We start from the raw sequence: 17,459 nt of genomic DNA on the forward strand, positions 1-17,459 counted from the left end.
TTTTGTTCCGTTAATAATGACAGCGCATGCAGTCGTTGGCGCCGATATCTTCTGCTTTTATGCTTTTTAAATCGTCTATTTCCAACTCCTCGTGCAGTTTCACGAAAGTTTCGTAATAGCCGTTTTCGGTGAACTTAACATCGGTGTCGCGGTGGCAATTAACACACCAACCCATCGACAAGTCGGCATGTTGGCGCATGATGTCCATCTCTTCCACGGGGCCGTGGCACTGCTGGCAATCCAGCTTGGCAACGCCAACGTGGATGGCGTGGCTAAAGAAAACATGGTCGGGCAGATTGTGTAAACGTACCCATTCAACCGGGGTTTCAGTTTCAACAGACTCTACAATCTTGGCAATTTCAAATTGGCCGGAGTTGGTCCCCTCGCGGATCAATACATGACAATTCATACACAGATTCATGGCAGGTATCCCGGCTGATTTGCTGTCTTCGGCGGTGTGGTGGCAATACATACAGTCGATGCCATTATCGCCAGCATGCACTTTGTGCGAAAACTTGATGGGCTGGTCAGGGGCATAATCTTGCGATCGGCCAAGTTTGATGCCTTCATCCACCAGCATTTTAACCTGAAAACCAAAGGCTCCGGCAAAAATGATGACCGGAATGATCCGGTATTTTATTTTTCGGAAGAAAATCAGTTCGAGCAGGGTCCAAGTAATGAGCAGACCGAGGAAAAGAAAAAGCAGCAGGTTGTTGATACTTGGCTTCATTGGACTTAGGCCTGTCATGGCCAAGTCGTCCAGATAGGCCTTCACCATTTTCAGGTCTTCACCTTGAAGCTGAATGTCTTGGTGCGATTGAGCCATTTTGCTACGCGAAGGTTCGATTATGGCCGATTGAAACGAATCAAAATCCTTTCCCAGGTACTTTGTGGCAATCGCGATGGCCGATGGGTTCCAGTTCAATGTATCGGATGGAGTCAGGTTGTGGCACGACGAGCAGGCGTTGCCTTTAGAGTTGAACGGAAGCAGTCCCTTAAAAAAACGCTCGCCGCGTTTTATGTCTTCGTGCGAGTGGCCTTCAATGAGGGGCGCATGTGGCTGAGCAAATAAAGAGAACGGTGAAGAAATAATCAGAAAAACAAATAGTATCGCCAAAGGAAAGAGTCGGAAAACAGTCTCGGCAGGGTACATGCGTTTCATTCTACAAGCTTTAGTATGTTTTCGTTTAATCAGGGTTTTTGCAACTTACCAGATTTAACAATCATTTAAGTTGAAGGTTTTCAGCGGCCTGATAAAAAATGAAGAAAACAAGAGCGCTCGTATTGCTGAGAAACAGGAGAGATGAGTTGTTTTACGTTAATTGGTTGGTAACCAATGTGTCGGTTGGCTGACTAAGCAGTCTGATTCATCTGGATAAATGATGAACACAGGTGACTATATAGAAAAAATCGATTATCCATTTAAGTTTTGGGTCAGTTTCCGGACGATTTTCAGATTATCGAGGAACTCTTTGGCAATTACCCGAAGGATGGTATAGGCAGGAATGGCCAGAATCATCCCCAGAATTCCGGCAGCGCTTCCAGCGGCCAGGATGACGAGAAATATCTCGAGCGGGTGGGCTTTGACACTGCTGGAATAGATAAGTGGTTGAAAAACAATGTTGTCGATTACTTGCACAATGATGAAAACCAGCAGCATAAAACCCAGTAGGGGCAAGGTGTGCGACATGAAATCGGCCTGGATGTTGATGGCCATACCAATTAGCAGTCCGATTGTGGCGCCCATCCATGGCCCCAAATAGGGAATAATGTTGAACAGGCCACAAAAGAGGCCGATGACGACGGCATGGTGAAAACCAATTCCAACGATCGTCAGGCCCAGCGTAACCAGGGTACCCACCATCACCACTTCAGCCAACAGCCCGGTGAAATACCTTTTCAATAAAAAGTAAACCGATTCCATGATCTTTTTTACTTTCTCTTCGTACGTCGTTGGAACCAATAGCAGGATTGTTTCTGTAAACATATTTTCATCTTTCAGAAAGAAGAAAGTGATAAAAGATACGGAAAAGAAGGCAATGAACATTTCGCCGATTGCCCCGGCTATAAAGCCAACCAGGTCAGTCAGTTTCGAGAAATTAAGCTTGTCGCCAAAGTGAGATTTGATTATTTCCAAAAAAGTCAGTTTTTCATCCGTATTTTCACTGCTCGAAAACTCACGCAATTGTTTTAGCGGTCCTTCCAATACGGTGATAATCGATTCGGGATTGACCGTTGATAGTTGCTCAAACTCGCTGATCAGTAATGGAATCAGAAAGCGGATGGCGCCGATAGCAAACACCCACATCACCACAAGTGTGATAAATGCGGCCATGGTCCGTGAAACCCCGAACCTACCCAGCCTGATTTGCTGTACAAGCCGAACCAATGGCCTGCCGATGAGGGAAAGGACCGCAGCAACCAGAATATAGGTAACGATGGAGCTGAAGTACCAAATTAAAAACATGGCCAGTAGAATTCCGACTGTAATTAACACCGTTTTTGTTTTTCCTTGTATGCTGATCATAGCAGTGTTTTTATACAAATATAGAGGATAATCTTTCCCGTCAGGTATTTGCTGCCCGTTAAACAGACAGGAAGACGGTAAGTAATGCTTTTGTGCCGGGTATAATCTTGGGAGGAACGGTTCTGCAATTTCGGGTCATAGGTATTTTTATAAAAATTGCCTTTGTAACGAAAAAATAAACATGGTATAGTGCATTTTTTGATAAATTTGTATTTAGCCATTTTTGTACGATCAACGAAATGTACTCAGATTGGTCCGGAAGTGAAGGTCTGGCCGGATAAGGAGGTCGTTGAAATTTTGATAAGCCAGGTGTTAAGGAAAGTGTGTTGCCTGAGCTTGGGTTGTCAAAAAGTTGAAATCTGCTTATAATAAACTGATTAAGAAGACCAATAAAGAATTCAAAGGTGTGAAGAAGATAACATTAAAAGCTTTGGTTGTTGACGATGAACGGGACGCCCGGGACTTGCTGCGTTATTATTTGGCGAAGAATCCTGGGATTTCGGCTGTCGAAGTGGCTGATTCGGCTGAAACCGCTTTGATTAAATACCTGGACTTTGCTCCCGATATTGTGTTCCTGGATATGGTGATGCCTGGTCGCGACGGCGCCAGCCTGATTGAGTTGCTGAAAAAAAAGGATCCGGAATGCAATGTTGTCATTGTCAGTGCTTATAAAGACTATGCATTGAAAGCTATTGAAAACAACGTTTATGATTTCGTACTGAAGCCGGTCAACCTTTCCGATATCCGTAAATTAGTAGATAAATACCGGCTGAAAAAAAGCAATAACCTGGATGGAAAGCTGAGTAAAGCCCTCGAAATGTATGCGGATGGGATAAAGATTAAAATTTCGTCATCCAACAGCCACATTGTTGTCGATCCGGCTGAAGTTCTTTATTGCGAGGCAACAGGCTCTTACACCATGTTCCACCTGGATAATGGCAACAAGGAAATCGTGAATACCTACCTGGGACGCATTGCCGAGATATTACCATCTGACCGTTTTTTCAGGCTCTCCCGTTCTTACGTGATTAACCTGGACAAGCTAGTGGAAGTTAACCGTGCCGAAAGCTCATGTGTGTTGGTTGGAGATGGGCGCGAAGTAAAACTGGTGGGAGCGCAAAAGCAGATACGTATTTTGTGTGAACTGGAATTTTAATCGAGAAAATGATCGACAGAAAGATAACTGCTATTATTATTGATGATGACAAGGAAGCGCTTTCCTTGTTGGAAATTTATCTGCAGGCGTTTCATGAAGTGGAGGTGATCGAATCAATCACCAATCCGAAAAAGGGAATCAGGCTGCTGAAAAGGACTGTGCCGGGCATCGTCTTTCTGGATATCGATATGCCCGAACTCGACGGGCTGGAAGTTGCCCAGGTGATCAAAGACCACGGTTTGGGAACCGAAATCGTGTTTACAACAGCACACGTTCAATATGCCTATCATGCGCTGGGGGTCGAACCGCTGGGCTATCTGGTAAAACCTTTTGGCCCGGAAGAACTTATCTCGGTAATCAACCGGTACCACGCCAAGAAACAGCGGAAAGAACTGGAGCGTCGCATGGAACTTTTTATGCAGTCGAACAAAGCGATCCCGAAAGTGAAACTGGCCACCCGTACCGGCATCATATTTGTCAATCCGGAAGACATTATGTTGATGCACACCGAAGCTGCTTATTGTCGGATTTTTTTGAAAGATGGTCGTGAAGAGTTGATCATGATGAATATTTACAAGGTGGTTGATTTGATCGATTATTCGAATATTGTAAGGGCAAACCGATCGGCATTTATCAACCTGCAATATTTAAGGAAGATCGAGAAAAAATCAAAAATCTGCACCCTCCAATATCGAAATCTGACTTTTGAGGAGCCTATCAGTCGCGCCGGAATCGCATTTTTTGAGAAATTGAATTGCTTTCCCATCACCTAACGAAGAGCAGTGAGCTGTTTAATGCCGCGTTTTTGTGGCTTTCCGGTAGATGCTGCTATAAAAATAATAAATCGTTGGTTATTAGATTTTCCGGATGATTTCGGCAATTTCTTCCATGAGCCATTGTGGCGTTGAGGTTGCCCCGCTAATCCCGACACTGTTATGGCCAGTAAACCAGTTGGTGTCCAATTCTTCTTTGCCGGAAATAAAATAACTGTTGGGATTTGCCTGTTGGCAAACAGCGAAAAGAAGTTTGGCATTGGAACTTTTTCTTCCACCCACGAAAATCATCACGTCGTGTCCGGCAGCAAAGATTTTTAATCGGGGCACCCGGTTGGCTACCTGGCGGCAAATCGTATCCTTAATGTCGGTTGGCGCCTGTGCCCGTTCCTGTATTTTCGCCGACAACCGGTGAAAATCATCCAGCGGCTTGGTGGTTTGTGAAAACATGACCAACGGCTTTTGTGGATCGATCTGCTCCAGGTCGGCTTCGTTCTCAACCAAAATTGCCCGGTTGCCGGTTTGGCCAAGGAGCCCTTTCACTTCGGCATGGCCTTTTTTCCCAAAGATGATCACCTGCCCCTGTTGTTGCTGCATGTCTTCATGGGCCCTTCTTACCCGTTGCTGTAGTTTCAGCACCACCGGACAAGTGGCGTCAATCAGCTCAATGTTGTTTTCGCGGGCATATTCGTAGGTTGAAGGTGGTTCGCCGTGGGTACGCAAGAGTACTTTGCAGTCTTTCAGGGTGAAATATTTTTTGTGGTCGATGGTAATCAGGCCGAGGGTTTCGAGCCGCGATACTTCCATCCCGTTGTGGACAATATCGCCCAAACAGTATAGTTTATCGTTGGACTGCAGTGCTTCTTCCGCCTTGCTGACGGCATTCACCACCCCAAAACAAAATCCTGATTTTTGATCTATTTCTACTTTCATGTCTTCCTGTTTTAAGTCCCGGGTTGTTTTGCCGGTTACTTTTTCCCACCCGTTGTTTGTCTGCTCAGATTACGCCTCCACATGCTGCTCTGCACGGTACGACGAGCGTACCAGTGGACTGCTTTCCACAAAAGAAAAGCCTTTTTCGAGACCAATTTTTCGGCATTTTTCAAATTGCTCCGGCGTTACGTATTCATACACCGGAATGTGTGATACGGTTGGCGCCAGGTATTGGCCGATAGTCATTACCTTGCACCCGGCAGCCAGCAGGTCGTCCATGGTTTGCAATACTTCGGCTTCGGTTTCTCCCAGTCCAAGCATGATGCCCGATTTGGCAACCAGCCCCGTTTCTGCAATAGCTGAAATTACGTCCAGGCTGCGGCGGTATTTGGCGGCACTGCGGATTTGTGGCGTGAGCCGCTCCACCGTTTCCAGGTTGTGCGAAATAACGTTTGGTTTTGCGGCTGCTACCTGTACAATCAGTTCTTTGCGGCCCTGGAAATCCGGTATTAGCACTTCCAGCCGGGTGTCGGGATTCAGTTGTTTTACCTGGCGGATGGTTTCGGCCCAAATGGCGGCCCCCAAATCGGGCAAATCGTCGCGGTCAACCGAGGTGATGACGGCATGTTTCACCTGCATAATCCGGATGGACTCGGCCACACGCGCAGGTTCCAGCGGATCGGGAGGAAGTGGCCTGCCGGTTTTCACCCCGCAAAACTTACAGTTGCGGGTGCAAATTTCGCCCAATATCATGAAGGTGGCCGTTCCCCGGTTCCAGCATTCGCCAATGTTTGGGCAGTTACCGCTCGTGCAAATCGTGTGCAGGCCATGCTTGCTGACCAGGTTTTTCACCTTCGAGTAACTTTCACCTTTTGGAAGCTGCATTTTCATCCATCGCGGCAGGCGTGGCCGCGGCTGCAATTCGTCGCTCATGCTAATCAGAAATTTTGCACCAAAATTAACCGAATTATTTGAAATGAAAATTTGATGGCTTGTGCAAGCGCGTTTGATTGATGAATATTCCCCGGCGTTTTAATCATTTAGCTGAATGGATTGCTATTTTTGCAGGTAATGATCACGAAAAGGAAACAATGGCTTTTTTGTTTGGGGCTCCTGCTCATGTTGCTGTTCGCCTTGGTGGCGCCGGCCCAGCAGCTCCTGCCTGACACGGACAAGTTGCAATTGGCCAACCGTTACTATCAAAGTAAAACCTACGACAAGGCGGCGGTGCTTTACCGCGAACTTTATGAAACCACCGGGAGTCAGTATTATTTTGAGATTTACCTTACCTGCCTGATTGAGAACGGTGATTTTGAAATGGCTGAAAAAGAAATCAAAGGTGAGTTGCGCCAAAGGGATCAGGAGGCTTCGTTGTATGTGCAATGGGCATTCCTATTGAAAAGGCAGAATAAGGTGGAGGAGGGCGATGCCATGCTTGATCGTGCCATTCAGTCCGTCATGCCTGATAAAACCGATTACCTGCGCCTGGGCAACAGCATGATTGGCCGGGGTGAATATACGTTTGCCGAGAAGCTTTACCGCGATGGCAGTCGGAAACTGCCCGGCGAAAACTTCCATTATGAATTGGGACGGATATATCTATACCAACGCGATTACTTGAAAATGTTTGATGAATATTTGCAGATGATCCGCAGGGATGAAACGGCCTTGGTGCGCGTGGAGAGTGCACTCCAATCTGCCTTTCGCATGGATGTGGACCAATCACTGCAAGGGCTGCTCCGAACCCAGTTGCTAAAGCGCATGCAAAAGGAACCCGATGTGCTGGTTTATAACCGGGTGCTTATTTGGTTGTTTTTGCAGGAACAGGATTTTTCGAATGCGCTGCGGCAGCAGCTTGCACTCGACCGCCGGACCGGGCAGGAGGAGCGCCAGTTGCTGGAGCTTGCCCGGATTGCAGGTCGGAATGGCGCTTTTAGCCAGGCGCTGCAAGCGTATGACTATTTGATTGCGAAAGGTGGGAAAGCCGCCTCGTATAAAAATGCCTGGCTGGAGCGGATGAACCTGTTATATCACCAATTTATTATGAACCAGTCAGCCGATCAATCACCCGAAAGTGTGGAAACCCAGTTCGAACAAACACTGAACTTGCTGGAATATTCGGCTGCAACTTATCAGTTGATACGGAATTACGGGCATTTGCTGGCTTTTTATTCCGCGAAACCGGAACAGGCCGTTTCCTTACTGCAAAAAAGGATTGAACTTCCCGGTCTGTCTCGCGTTCAGCAGGATGAACTGAAAGCGGAACTGGCCGACATTCAGGTGTTTTTGGGCGATATGTGGGAAGCTGTTTTGTTGTATTCACAGGTCATCGAAAACAATAAAACCAATGAGCTGGGTGACGAGGCCAAACTGAAAAAAGCAAAGTTGGCCTATTATATGGGCGACTTGAAATGGGCAAAGGCACAATTGGATGTCATCAAAGCAAGCACGTCGAAATTGGTAGCCAACGACGCGCTTGAGCTTTCCCTTTTTATCGGCAATAATATCAACCTGGACACCACGATGGTTCCGGTATCCCGGTTTGCACGGGCCGATTTGTTCAGCTTTCGCAACCAAAAGGAGAAAGCCTGGGCCGTGCTCGACTCCATCGAAACCGATTTCCCTTACCATTCGCTGATCGATGATATTTATTTCAGGAAAGCCAATTTGCTGGCTGCCAAAGGCGATTATGAACAGGCGGCGGAATATCTCGAAAAGATTGTTTCCAATTTTCCTTTCGACTTGTTGGGCGACGATGCCATGTACCAACTGGCCGGAATCTATCATCAACACTTGGGGCAGCCAGATAAAGCGCGTGAACTGTACAAAAATATCCTATCGCAGTATCCCGGAAGTATTTATGTGAGTGAGGCCCGAAAAAAGTACCGTGAACTTCGCGGCGATTTTTCTGGAGATAATGAGACTGAATTTTTTAACGGAAGAGATGTCAACTAGATGAAGAATCAGAAAACGGCCATCATGCTGGCCTTGCTTGCTGTGTTGTTGTGGTCGTCAGTGGCTGCGAGCTTTAAGATTGCCTTGCGGGGATTAAGCCCTTTTCAACTGATTTTTATTTCAGCTTTGGTATCGCAGGTCTTCTTCTTTTTGGTTTTGGTAGTCCGGGGGAAGCTCCGTCCGCTGTTTTCGATGCAGGTAAACCAGTTCGTCCAATCGGCCATGCAGGGTTTTCTGAATCCGTTTTTGTATTATCTGATTTTGTTCGAAGCCTACTCCTTAAACCCTGCGCAGGTTACGCAGGCGCTGAACATGGTTTGGCCCATTACCCTGGCGTTGTTGTCGGTGCCGCTGCTGGGACAAAAAGTTAGTTGGCGTAACCTGTGGGCTATTTTACTCAGCTTTGCGGGTGTGGTTTTTATTTCGGCCCAGGGCAGCCTGGATGGTTTTGAAAAGACCAATACCACCGGCGCCGTTCTTGCTCTTTCCAGCAGCATCATTTGGTCGCTTTACTGGATCCTCAGCACCAAAGATAAGCGCGACAAGCTGTTTGTGCTGTTCTGGAATTTCGCCTTTGGATTGTTCTATTTGTTGATTTACAGCTTGTTTTGTAGTGAGGCGGTGTTCGATTTTCAATTTGACCGGTATTTTGGAGCGGCCGTTTATGTGGGCATGTTCGAGTTGGGCATCACCTATATTGTTTGGATTTATGCGCTGCACAAAAGCGAAAACAACGCCGTTACCGGAAATTTCATTTTCCTGACACCTTTTTTGTCGTTGGTATTCATCTATTTCATTCTGAATGAAACCATTTACGCGACCACCTTTATTGGATTAAGTTTTATACTTTTAGGCATATTTATTCAGCAACTGAACCGGAAACCGGGAAAATTGAGTTCTCTTTCATGAATGAGAGCGTTTTTTTCGGGGCATTTTTGTATTGATTTCGGTCGGCTAATTTTAAAGACAAACATGGCATTGGAAGGGAAACGCATTTTAGGAATTGACCCCGGAACGGTGGTAATGGGCTACGGATTGATTGAGATTGTGAACAACAAACCGGTTATCCTGCAGGTTGGTGTCGTGAAAACAGCTGGTTTCAACAACCATTATCTACGGTTGAAACACATTTTCAACCGTACCCAAGCACTGATCGAAGAGTATTTGCCTGATGAACTGGCCATCGAATCACCCTTCTACGGGAAAGATATCCAAGCTATGCTGAAGTTGGGACGGGCACAGGGCATTGTGATGGGGCTGGCTTTGAGTCGCGACATTCCTGTATTTGAATACGCCCCGTTGAAAGTGAAGCAGGCTATTACCGGAATGGGGCGAGCCGCCAAGGAGCAGGTGGCTTATTTCCTGAAAAATATGCTGAAGGTTGACAACTTGCCGCCTGAGCTGGATGCTACCGACGCTGTTGCTGTTGCCGTTTGCCATTACCTGCAACTGAAAAATCCGGTGGGTAAGGGTGAATTTAAAAATTGGGGCGACTTTGTTAAAAAAAATCCCGGACGGGTGAAATGATTTTCTTTTAGGGCTTTGGTTAATCGGTAATTGTGAATTGGTGGAAAATGAAAAACCACCGGCGCGGGGCCGATGGTTTTTGAAATTCTTTGGGTTGAGTTGAATGCTTACAACTCAATTTGCTGAGCAATTTTCTTGGTTATTTCGGCAAACTCTTCAGGCGAAAATTTTTTCTTGTCGGAAAAATTCAACAAATCGGCTTCGGTTTGCATGGGCACCAAATGAATGTGAGCATGAGGTACTTCCAAACCCAACACCATGACGCCAACTTTTTGGCAGGGGATGGCTTTTTTGATTCCTGCGGCCACTTTCTTTGCAAATTGTTGCAGTCCCAGGTAAGTTTCGTCATCCAGGTCGAACAGGTAATCCACTTCTTTTTTGGGGATGACCAGCGTGTGCCCTTTGGCTACCGGGAAGATATCCAGGAAGGCCAGGTAATTTTCATCCTCGGCTACTTTGTAGGCGGAAATTTCTCCGTTGACGATTTTTGTGAAAATGCTTGCCATATCCTTACAGCGAAATGTCAATAATTTCAAAAGGAATGATTCCCGACGGGACTTTGATGTCCACCACATCGCCCACTTTCTTGCCAATCAAACCTTTGGCAATGGGGGTTTCAATAGAGATTTTTCCCGACTTTAAATCGGCCTCATGCTCCGAAACAATGGTATATTGCATGGTTGCATTGTTCTTTCTGTTTTTGATGGTCACTTTGTTCATGATCTGGACACTGTTGGTGTCGATCTTCGACTCATCAATGATCCGGGCATTGGCAATTTTTCCACGGAGCACGGCAATTTTGGCTTCCAACATGCCTTGGGCATCTTTGGCCGCATCGTATTCGGCGTTTTCCGAGATATCGCCTTTTTCAATGGCTTCCCCAATTTGCTTCGAAATTGCGGGACGTTCCACGTTCATCATGTATTCCAGTTCTTCTTTCAGTTTATTCAAACCTTCCTGGGTAATATAGGTCACTTTTCCCATATCATTTAAACTTTTTATTGTGATTGTGTATGGCTACATATAAACAAAAAAGAATTCCGGCGAGCGGAACTCTTTAGCTTCACAAAGCTATATAAAATATTTGATTTTTGCGAATCCTATGTTTTTAAAAAGGATTTAAGCGGTTGTCTATGAAAATGTTCTAGTATTTTCGCTGGAGGATTTCGGAGTAGATCACCGCTTTTTTCAGCGAAAAATCCTTTCGGATCGGGTTGTTTTTGGCTTGGCTTCCAGCCAGTGTGGTTTCGATCACCTGAGCAGGTGTTTTCTTAACAGGTTTCACCGGCTTTTTCCTGATTTCTTCGCGTATCAGCGGCTGGTACCCCATGGGTTTTGGTGGCTCTGGCTTACTAAACGGCTTAACAACCGGTTTGACGATGGGTTTCTCGTCAGTGAAGAAGTCGTCGTCGAAAAGCTGTTCAAATACCGATGGCCGTGGGGCAATGGTGTCTTCTTCGTCCATCATCTGTTCGGCTGCTTTCTTTTTCTTGCTTTGGTTGTAAGCTCCGATGATCGACAGCACAATGGCCAGTAATATAAAGATATAATCTTCCATTTTGGTTATTTTTGTATCCGGATATACTATTTGTTGTTGATTTGGGTTTTGTCTGATAAAGGTATAAAAAATGAATGGCTTAAAACAATTATCCCTCCGTTTTAGTTTCATCTTGCTGTTTGTCCTGTCGTTGGGCTATTCCTGTAAAGATGAATATAATTCATCCATTCCGTATGTGTATGTGAATTTTCAGGTGAATCTGGTTAATTACAATGATTTGACCGTGCCGGGGAATGCTGTTTTTTTTAGCGGTGGTTACGGGGGGATTGTTGTGCTGTATAATGGCATCAGTTATTATGCCTTCGATGCGGCTTGTCCGTACGAGGTTGATCCGGCTTGCCGGATCACGGTAGATGGTGGAATTGGTACTTGTCCGTGTTGCGGGACACAATATAATTTGTGGGATGGCGGCTATACGCTTTCCGGTACCGGCCCGGGCACCCAGTCGTTGAAACAATACCAGGTTAGTTATTCCGCCAACCGGCTTTATATTACCAATTAGTCGGAGAGCAGTTCGTAAAGGCGCTCGCGTGCCAGTTCAATCAGGAAAATACGGTCGAACCCGGAATTGAAATTCAGCTTGTTCAACTTGTTGCTGAGTCTGAAATTTATTCCCGGGCTGAGTGAGTTGAGGTGAATGAGCAGCCACAACTGATAGAGTTTCTTTTTCCGGTAGAGATAAAGTTTCTCCTCCTTGGCCCGGATGGTGTGCTCGATATGGATGAGCGCATTTTGCGGTTCGATCAGGCTGCCGGTGTGGTTCAGGAAATCTTGCCCTTTCAGTTCTGTCAGTTCAATGCCAATTGCTTTCCGCGGTTTAATTTTCAACAGAAAGTCGGGCGATTCGCCGGCAACCAGCTTGCCCTTTGGAAATTCTCCGTAAAGATCGGCAAACTGAAGAAGAATTTGCTTTTCGTACTGCTTATCCATGCCATGAAGATACAAAAGAAATGGCCTAAATTCTACTCAGGTACGTCATTGTTATCTTCAACAAACTCCAAAATATCACCTGGTTGGCAATTCAGAACTTTACAAATTGCATCTAAGGTTGAAAAACGGATAGCCTTTGCCTTTCCTGTTTTCAAGATGGAAAGGTTTGCGGTTGTTATGCCTATTTGTTCAGCCAATTCGTTACTTTTCATTTTTCTTTTGGCCAACATGACGTCAAGATTTACCAATATTGGCATAAGCTAAATCGTTAATTGGTTTTCTTGTTCCAGGTTATAACCTATTTTGAGCAGAGCACTTAAAACAAAAACGGATAATCCAAGCAATATTAGCAGCCAATTTACATCGAGATTTGGATTAAACGAAAGATCGACCCCTGAGCTGACAAACCGGCCATTGTTTAAAGTGGTAATGCGTGCCAGCCCCCAATAACTTCGGAAGATCATGTGCATAGCGACCTTTACCAATTCACTAAGAACCAACAGTGCGCCCAGCCAATTCAACCGTTTTATGATTACAACGTGAAACGAGAAACTTCGCTCCAACGATGCAAAAATCTTCCATAGTTGGAAAAAGCAGACCGCAAACAGGATAAGCGACAAGTAAGTATGGAGCACCATCAAAAAAGTAATAAACAGATTCTGGGATCTGAAATAGAGATAGCCATCAGTAGTTAGGCTTGAATAGCCTAATTGCAGTGCTCTTGCCTCCTCCGGATAAAACCGGGCTTCATTCGTTATAACGTCTTTTTCTACATTTGGTAGCATTGAAAGGCTATCCGATAATTCCTTCATATAAACATCAATCTCCCGTCCTTTTCCGTAGGTTATAGAACCTCCACCTCCTGGGTATTTATATGAGATAATTGAATCCGGAAAATCGACTTTAACGATGACGGGCATGGGATATCCTGCTGAGTGATGCGCATTGCTATAAAAACTCCCGATGTTTCTGTCGGTGGAAAAAATATCCATTAGCAATACTACTCCCCCAACAACAATTGAAAGTAAAAAGGCTGCCCGAAATAATACTTTAAGAACCTTAACCAGATTGATTGAGTTATTCATTCGTTGACTATTTAGTTTTATAGGATAAAAATACTTAAATGATTATCGAATAACAATAAATAATGGACGAATAATGATAAAATAGTCCAATGTTTTTTCGAAACGTGATATTTTTCAAAACAAAATGGGGGGTACAAAAAAAGCAGCCGGGGGGCTGCTTTTCGGTATGCTTAATAACGGTAGTGCTCGGGTTTGTAGGGGCCTTCCTGCGGAACTCCGATGTAGTCGGCCTGTTCCTTGCTTAGTTTGGTGAGCTTTACGCCCAGCTGTTCGAGGTGCAGGCGGGCCACTTCCTCGTCGAGTTGCTTCGGCAGGCGGTAAACATCGATGGCAAAATCGTTTTTCCAAAGCTCGATCTGAGCGAGGGTTTGGTTAGTAAACGAGTTGCTCATCACAAACGACGGGTGGCCGGTGGCACAACCCAGGTTTACCAACCGTCCTTCGGCCAGCAGGTAAATGGCGTGTCCGTCTTCGTAAATGTATTTGTCAACCTGTGGTTTAATATTAAGTTTCCGGATGCCGGGCCAGCGTTCAAGTTTGGCTACCTGTATTTCGTTGTCGAAGTGGCCGATGTTGCACACAATGGACTGATCTTTCATTGCTGCCATGTGTTCGGCGGTAATAATATCCTTGTTGCCGGTTGTGGTGACATAAATATTGCCTTCTGACAGGGCATCTTCCATCGTTTTCACCTCAAAACCTTCCATGGCAGCCTGCAGGGCGCAGATCGGATCGATTTCGGTAACGATTACCCGGGCACCGTACCCGCGCATGGAACGGGCGCAACCTTTGCCCACATCGCCGTATCCGGCTACTACAACCACTTTCCCGGCAATCATGACATCGGTGGCGCGTTTGATTCCGTCGGCCAACGATTCGCGGCAACCATACAGGTTATCGAATTTCGATTTGGTAACCGAGTCGTTTACATTGATGGCCGGGAAAAGCAGCTTGCCGTCATCCATCATTTGGTAAAGGCGGTGAACGCCGGTAGTGGTTTCTTCGCTTACGCCTTTTAGTTCGGGCACTGCCTGGCTCCAGCGGGTTGGAGTTTCGGCCAGTATCCGCTTCAGTATTTTATTGAGTTGAACTTCATCTTCTCCGTCGGCAGGGGCATCCAGAATGGTTGCATCTTTTTCGGCAGCAAATCCGCGGTGTACCATCATAGTGGCATCGCCACCATCGTCAACAATCAGGTTTGGTCCCAGTCCGTTGCCAAAATCCAGTGCACGTTCGGTGCACCACCAATATTCTTCCAATGTTTCGCCTTTCCAGGCAAAAACGGGGATTCCGGCGGCTGCTATAGCAGCGGCGGCATGGTCTTGTGTGCTGAATATATTGCAGCTGGCCCAGCGAACCTCGGCGCCCAACTCGGCCAGGGTTTCTATCAAAACGGCAGTCTGGATGGTCATGTGGAGCGAGCCCATGATCCGTGCGCCACGCAGGGGTTGTGCGGCGGCGTATTTTTTTCGGATGGCCATCAAGCCGGGCATTTCTTTCTCGGCAATGTCAATTTCTTTCCGGCCAAAATCGGCCAGCGAAATATCGGCTACTTTGTAGTCAATCTTTTTTTCTGTCATTGTTATCATGCTAGTTTCAACTTTTTTCGTGGTACAAAGATAATTAATCCAATACAAATAGCGGGATTGGCTTTGAGAACGTTTTATCCATCAGTATTGTTTGCCGGTGAAATAGTATTATATGCCAATTAATTTTTCAGGAATTCTGCTATTCATGTTCCAGGAGTCGCATCACATTTGTTTTGTCAAGTTCCAGCTGCATTTTTAGCTCATCAATGGAACTGAATTTTTGTTCTTCGCGTACTTTACGGATGAATTCAAGCTCGATTTCGTGTCCATACAGATTGCCATCGTATTGCAGGATGTGTACTTCGATGCTGCGGTGGTCGGCATTTTTGTTGACGGTTGGTCGGGTGCCAATATTGAGCATGCCCATAAATTTTTGGTTGTGAAGATGTACAAACACCGCATAAACGCCGTATCCGGGAATGATTTTGTTTGGGTCTGAAGCTTCGATATTGGCTGTGGGGAATTGAATTTTTCGCCCAAGCTTTTGTCCTTCTACCACGGTGCCGTGCAGGGTAAAAGGGTGGCCCAGAAACTTATTGGCCCGCAAAACATCGCCTTGCTCCAAGGCATACCTGATTTTTGTAGAGCTGATGTTGATGTCGTCCATAAGCAGAACATCCAGCTTTTCCAAGTTGAAATTGTAAATTTCGGAAAGTTCCTGTAGCATTTCGTAGCCGCCTTCTCTGTTTTTTCCGAATTTGTGGTCGTACCCCACAACAAGGCTTTTGATGTTGAGCTTTTCGACCAAAATCTGACGAACAAATTCGGTGTAACTTAACTCCGAAAATGCTTTTGAAAAAGGGTAAACAATCAGGTGTTCGATTCCGGCCCGTTCAAAAAGCCTGATTTTTTCCTGTAGGGTAGTGAGAAGCCTCAGATTATGCTCTTTGGGGAAAAGAACCAGCCTGGGGTGTGGGTAGAAGGTGAAAATGACCGATTCACCTTGATTTTGTTGGGCAATTTCTTTCAGGCGATCGATGATTTTGACATGACCACGATGCACCCCGTCAAATGACCCGATGGTGAGCACCGGGGTTTTTACCTGGAAATCCTGGAGGTCGTGGTAAACTTTCATGTTGCCTGAATTTTAAAGAAGTGCCAAAAATACGATTTTTTGGGGCTTAACCAGTGAACCATAAGCACGAAATCAAATTCATTTCCCAAAAGTTTGGACGATCTCGCCCGAATGCAGTCTAAATTATTATTTTTACCCCTCGATTTTTAAAAATAAAATTTCGGATGGTAAGAAAAATTGTTTTTCTGTTGGTAGTGGCGGCTGTGGCCGTGTCATGCAGCGATCCGTCGCAATATTCAATTCAGGGACGGATAAGTAATGCCGAAAACAGGTATGTTTATTTGGATGAGTTGAAAGTGAGCTCAACCGTGAACATCGATTCTGTTTTAGTCGGGAAAGATGGCGGGTTCAGATTCAAGGGAAATGTGAGTTACCCCACGTTTTTTCTGTTAAAACTGAACGAGAAAAATTTTGTTACGCTGCTTGTCGATTCAGCTGAACAAGTGGAAGTTTACGGCGATGCAGCCAACTTTTCGCGCGATTACCGGGTCACCGGGTCGGAGGGATCTGCCATGGTGCAGGAACTGAACCGACAACTTAGCCGCACCAAACACGAATTGGATTCGATCCGCTCGCTGATGGTTTCTTTTCGCAACGAAATGAACTATGCCGACAGAAAACAAAAATGGGATGAAGAGTATAACCGGATCCGGGAGGCTCAAATCCAGTACTCCCAGAAATTTGTGGCAACGCACCCGTTTTCGATGGCCAATGTGTTGGCCTTGTACCAAAAATTTGACGATGACACTTACGTCATTCAGGATTTACAGTCGCTTAAAGTTGCTGCTTCGGCTTTAAATTCTTTTTATCCCGAATCGGAACATGTAAAAGCGCTGTATGCCAATACGATGAAGCTGATGCAAGACGAGCGAAATGCCCGGATGCAGCAATTCATTCAGGAGGCAGGACAGAACAGTCCTGATATTTTGCTACCCAATGCCGATGGAAAGGAAGTGGCCTTGTCATCGCTTCAAGGGAAATATGTGCTGCTTCAGTTTTGGTCGGCCGCCGATCGCGGTTCGAGGATTATGAACCCGGTATTGGTTGAACTGTATAAAAAGTACCGGGCGAAAGGCTTTGAAATATATCAGGTAAGCATCGACGAGAACCGGTATGAATGGCTCGACGCCATTGATGAAGATGGCTTGAATTGGATCAATGTGGGCGATATGAAAGGCAGCGTTTCGGCTGTTCGCGCGTACAACATCCAGGCGGTACCATCCAATTATCTGCTCGATAAGGAGGGTGCTATTGTTGGTAAAGACCTGAAAGGCCCGGGACTGGACCGGTTGCTGGGTGAAGTGCTCCGGTAATCATCATTTTCCTTTACAGTTGTGTATGCAACAAAAGT

The 17,459-nt window shown here is 45.8% G+C and carries 19 protein-coding genes; 7 read left to right on the top strand and 12 right to left on the bottom strand.

Going from position 1 to position 17,459, the window contains the following annotated elements:
* Positions 1 to 10 precede the first annotated feature (10 nt).
* Positions 11 to 1,162: a cytochrome c3 family protein gene (locus N2K84_RS07450; protein ID WP_282591162.1), complete on the bottom strand. Its 1,152-nt coding sequence runs from the start codon at positions 1,160 to 1,162 to the stop codon at positions 11 to 13.
* Positions 1,163 to 1,414: 252 nt separating this feature from the next.
* Positions 1,415 to 2,527, bottom strand: coding sequence for an AI-2E family transporter (locus tag N2K84_RS07455; protein ID WP_282591163.1), 1,113 nt, complete (start codon positions 2,525 to 2,527; stop codon positions 1,415 to 1,417).
* A gap of 406 nt (positions 2,528 to 2,933) precedes the next feature.
* Here N2K84_RS07455 and N2K84_RS07460 point away from each other — a divergent pair, with 406 nt between their 5' ends.
* Together N2K84_RS07460 and N2K84_RS07465 are read left to right on the top strand one after the other, a co-directional pair.
* A complete protein-coding gene (locus N2K84_RS07460; protein WP_282591164.1) occupies positions 2,934 to 3,683 on the top strand; it encodes a LytR/AlgR family response regulator transcription factor in 750 nt (249 codons plus the stop codon).
* An 8-nt stretch (positions 3,684 to 3,691) separates the two neighbouring features.
* Positions 3,692 to 4,456 (top strand): LytR/AlgR family response regulator transcription factor, encoded by a 765-nt coding sequence (locus tag N2K84_RS07465; RefSeq protein ID WP_282591165.1) that lies wholly within the window; start codon positions 3,692 to 3,694, stop codon positions 4,454 to 4,456.
* 81 nt (positions 4,457 to 4,537) lie between these two features.
* On the opposite strand, the gene N2K84_RS07470 is transcribed toward N2K84_RS07465, so the two are convergent.
* Both N2K84_RS07470 and lipA read right to left on the bottom strand, forming a co-directional pair.
* The gene (locus tag N2K84_RS07470) at positions 4,538 to 5,389 is read right to left on the bottom strand and encodes a 4-hydroxy-3-methylbut-2-enyl diphosphate reductase (protein WP_282591166.1); all 852 of its coding nucleotides are present in this window, start codon (positions 5,387 to 5,389) and stop codon (positions 4,538 to 4,540) included.
* A 69-nt stretch (positions 5,390 to 5,458) separates the two neighbouring features.
* Entirely contained in the window at positions 5,459 to 6,322 is an 864-nt protein-coding gene (gene lipA / locus N2K84_RS07475) for a lipoyl synthase (RefSeq protein WP_282591167.1), read from the bottom strand.
* 138 nt (positions 6,323 to 6,460) lie between these two features.
* Here lipA and N2K84_RS07480 point away from each other — a divergent pair, with 138 nt between their 5' ends.
* From N2K84_RS07480 to ruvC, 3 genes are all read left to right on the top strand, one after another.
* Positions 6,461 to 8,344, top strand: coding sequence for a tetratricopeptide repeat protein (locus tag N2K84_RS07480; protein ID WP_282591168.1), 1,884 nt, complete (start codon positions 6,461 to 6,463; stop codon positions 8,342 to 8,344).
* The gene (locus N2K84_RS07485) at positions 8,345 to 9,253 is read left to right on the top strand and encodes a DMT family transporter (RefSeq protein ID WP_282591169.1); all 909 of its coding nucleotides are present in this window, start codon (positions 8,345 to 8,347) and stop codon (positions 9,251 to 9,253) included.
* A 63-nt stretch (positions 9,254 to 9,316) separates the two neighbouring features.
* Positions 9,317 to 9,871: a crossover junction endodeoxyribonuclease RuvC gene (gene ruvC / locus N2K84_RS07490; RefSeq protein WP_282591170.1), complete on the top strand. Its 555-nt coding sequence runs from the start codon at positions 9,317 to 9,319 to the stop codon at positions 9,869 to 9,871.
* 107 nt (positions 9,872 to 9,978) lie between these two features.
* Here ruvC and N2K84_RS07495 read toward each other — a convergent pair whose 3' ends face one another.
* The 3 genes from N2K84_RS07495 to N2K84_RS07505 all read right to left on the bottom strand — a co-directional run bounded on the left by N2K84_RS07495 (position 9,979) and on the right by N2K84_RS07505 (position 11,429).
* Entirely contained in the window at positions 9,979 to 10,377 is a 399-nt protein-coding gene (locus tag N2K84_RS07495; RefSeq protein ID WP_282591171.1) for an HIT family protein, read from the bottom strand.
* 4 nt (positions 10,378 to 10,381) lie between these two features.
* Positions 10,382 to 10,855: a transcription elongation factor GreA gene (greA, locus tag N2K84_RS07500; protein ID WP_282591172.1), complete on the bottom strand. Its 474-nt coding sequence runs from the start codon at positions 10,853 to 10,855 to the stop codon at positions 10,382 to 10,384.
* Between the two features lie 160 nt (positions 10,856 to 11,015).
* A complete protein-coding gene (locus N2K84_RS07505; protein ID WP_282591173.1) occupies positions 11,016 to 11,429 on the bottom strand; it encodes a hypothetical protein in 414 nt (137 codons plus the stop codon).
* Between the two features lie 70 nt (positions 11,430 to 11,499).
* Between N2K84_RS07505 and N2K84_RS07510 the strand changes: the two genes are divergently transcribed.
* Positions 11,500 to 11,931: a Rieske (2Fe-2S) protein gene (locus N2K84_RS07510; protein ID WP_282591174.1), complete on the top strand. Its 432-nt coding sequence runs from the start codon at positions 11,500 to 11,502 to the stop codon at positions 11,929 to 11,931.
* On the opposite strand, the gene N2K84_RS07515 is transcribed toward N2K84_RS07510, so the two are convergent.
* The 5 genes from N2K84_RS07515 to N2K84_RS07535 form a co-directional block, all read right to left on the bottom strand.
* A complete protein-coding gene (locus N2K84_RS07515; protein WP_282591175.1) occupies positions 11,928 to 12,359 on the bottom strand; it encodes a hypothetical protein in 432 nt (143 codons plus the stop codon). The genes N2K84_RS07510 and N2K84_RS07515 overlap by 4 nt on opposite strands.
* Before the next feature lie 32 nt (positions 12,360 to 12,391).
* On the bottom strand, positions 12,392 to 12,616 hold the full coding sequence (locus N2K84_RS07520; RefSeq protein ID WP_282591176.1) for a helix-turn-helix domain-containing protein: 225 nt from the start codon (positions 12,614 to 12,616) through the stop codon (positions 12,392 to 12,394).
* A 3-nt stretch (positions 12,617 to 12,619) separates the two neighbouring features.
* Positions 12,620 to 13,444, bottom strand: coding sequence for a DUF2975 domain-containing protein (locus tag N2K84_RS07525; RefSeq protein ID WP_282591177.1), 825 nt, complete (start codon positions 13,442 to 13,444; stop codon positions 12,620 to 12,622).
* A 170-nt stretch (positions 13,445 to 13,614) separates the two neighbouring features.
* The gene (ahcY, locus tag N2K84_RS07530) at positions 13,615 to 15,024 is read right to left on the bottom strand and encodes an adenosylhomocysteinase (RefSeq protein ID WP_282591178.1); all 1,410 of its coding nucleotides are present in this window, start codon (positions 15,022 to 15,024) and stop codon (positions 13,615 to 13,617) included.
* Between the two features lie 148 nt (positions 15,025 to 15,172).
* Entirely contained in the window at positions 15,173 to 16,108 is a 936-nt protein-coding gene (locus N2K84_RS07535; RefSeq protein ID WP_282591179.1) for a bifunctional riboflavin kinase/FAD synthetase, read from the bottom strand.
* A gap of 164 nt (positions 16,109 to 16,272) precedes the next feature.
* On the opposite strand from N2K84_RS07535, the gene N2K84_RS07540 reads away from it, so the two are divergent.
* Complete coding sequence (locus tag N2K84_RS07540; RefSeq protein ID WP_282591180.1) at positions 16,273 to 17,421, top strand: TlpA disulfide reductase family protein; 1,149 nt, start codon at positions 16,273 to 16,275, stop codon at positions 17,419 to 17,421.
* Positions 17,422 to 17,459 lie beyond the last annotated feature (38 nt).

Source organism: Gaoshiqia sediminis (genome assembly GCF_025907915.1).
Classification (GTDB): domain Bacteria; phylum Bacteroidota; class Bacteroidia; order Bacteroidales; family Prolixibacteraceae; genus Gaoshiqia; species Gaoshiqia sediminis.

Excerpts from the sequence above, each read along its gene's own strand:
- N2K84_RS07535 (WP_282591179.1), bottom strand. The coding sequence starts at position 16,108 with ATGAAAGTTTACCACGACCTCCAGGATTTCCAGGTAAAAACCCCGGTG.
- N2K84_RS07470 (WP_282591166.1), bottom strand. The coding sequence starts at position 5,389 with ATGAAAGTAGAAATAGATCAAAAATCAGGATTTTGTTTTGGGGTGGTG.
- lipA (WP_282591167.1), bottom strand. The coding sequence starts at position 6,322 with ATGAGCGACGAATTGCAGCCGCGGCCACGCCTGCCGCGATGGATGAAA.
- N2K84_RS07455 (WP_282591163.1), bottom strand. The coding sequence starts at position 2,527 with ATGATCAGCATACAAGGAAAAACAAAAACGGTGTTAATTACAGTCGGA.
- N2K84_RS07515 (WP_282591175.1), bottom strand. The coding sequence starts at position 12,359 with ATGGATAAGCAGTACGAAAAGCAAATTCTTCTTCAGTTTGCCGATCTT.
- N2K84_RS07485 (WP_282591169.1), top strand. The coding sequence starts at position 8,345 with ATGAAGAATCAGAAAACGGCCATCATGCTGGCCTTGCTTGCTGTGTTG.
- N2K84_RS07495 (WP_282591171.1), bottom strand. The coding sequence starts at position 10,377 with ATGGCAAGCATTTTCACAAAAATCGTCAACGGAGAAATTTCCGCCTAC.
- N2K84_RS07505 (WP_282591173.1), bottom strand. The coding sequence starts at position 11,429 with ATGGAAGATTATATCTTTATATTACTGGCCATTGTGCTGTCGATCATC.
- N2K84_RS07510 (WP_282591174.1), top strand. The coding sequence starts at position 11,500 with ATGAATGGCTTAAAACAATTATCCCTCCGTTTTAGTTTCATCTTGCTG.
- greA (WP_282591172.1), bottom strand. The coding sequence starts at position 10,855 with ATGGGAAAAGTGACCTATATTACCCAGGAAGGTTTGAATAAACTGAAA.
- N2K84_RS07540 (WP_282591180.1), top strand. The coding sequence starts at position 16,273 with ATGGTAAGAAAAATTGTTTTTCTGTTGGTAGTGGCGGCTGTGGCCGTG.
- N2K84_RS07450 (WP_282591162.1), bottom strand. The coding sequence starts at position 1,162 with ATGAAACGCATGTACCCTGCCGAGACTGTTTTCCGACTCTTTCCTTTG.
- ruvC (WP_282591170.1), top strand. The coding sequence starts at position 9,317 with ATGGCATTGGAAGGGAAACGCATTTTAGGAATTGACCCCGGAACGGTG.
- N2K84_RS07480 (WP_282591168.1), top strand. The coding sequence starts at position 6,461 with ATGATCACGAAAAGGAAACAATGGCTTTTTTGTTTGGGGCTCCTGCTC.
- ahcY (WP_282591178.1), bottom strand. The coding sequence starts at position 15,024 with ATGACAGAAAAAAAGATTGACTACAAAGTAGCCGATATTTCGCTGGCC.
- N2K84_RS07465 (WP_282591165.1), top strand. The coding sequence starts at position 3,692 with ATGATCGACAGAAAGATAACTGCTATTATTATTGATGATGACAAGGAA.
- N2K84_RS07520 (WP_282591176.1), bottom strand. The coding sequence starts at position 12,616 with ATGCCAATATTGGTAAATCTTGACGTCATGTTGGCCAAAAGAAAAATG.
- N2K84_RS07525 (WP_282591177.1), bottom strand. The coding sequence starts at position 13,444 with ATGAATAACTCAATCAATCTGGTTAAGGTTCTTAAAGTATTATTTCGG.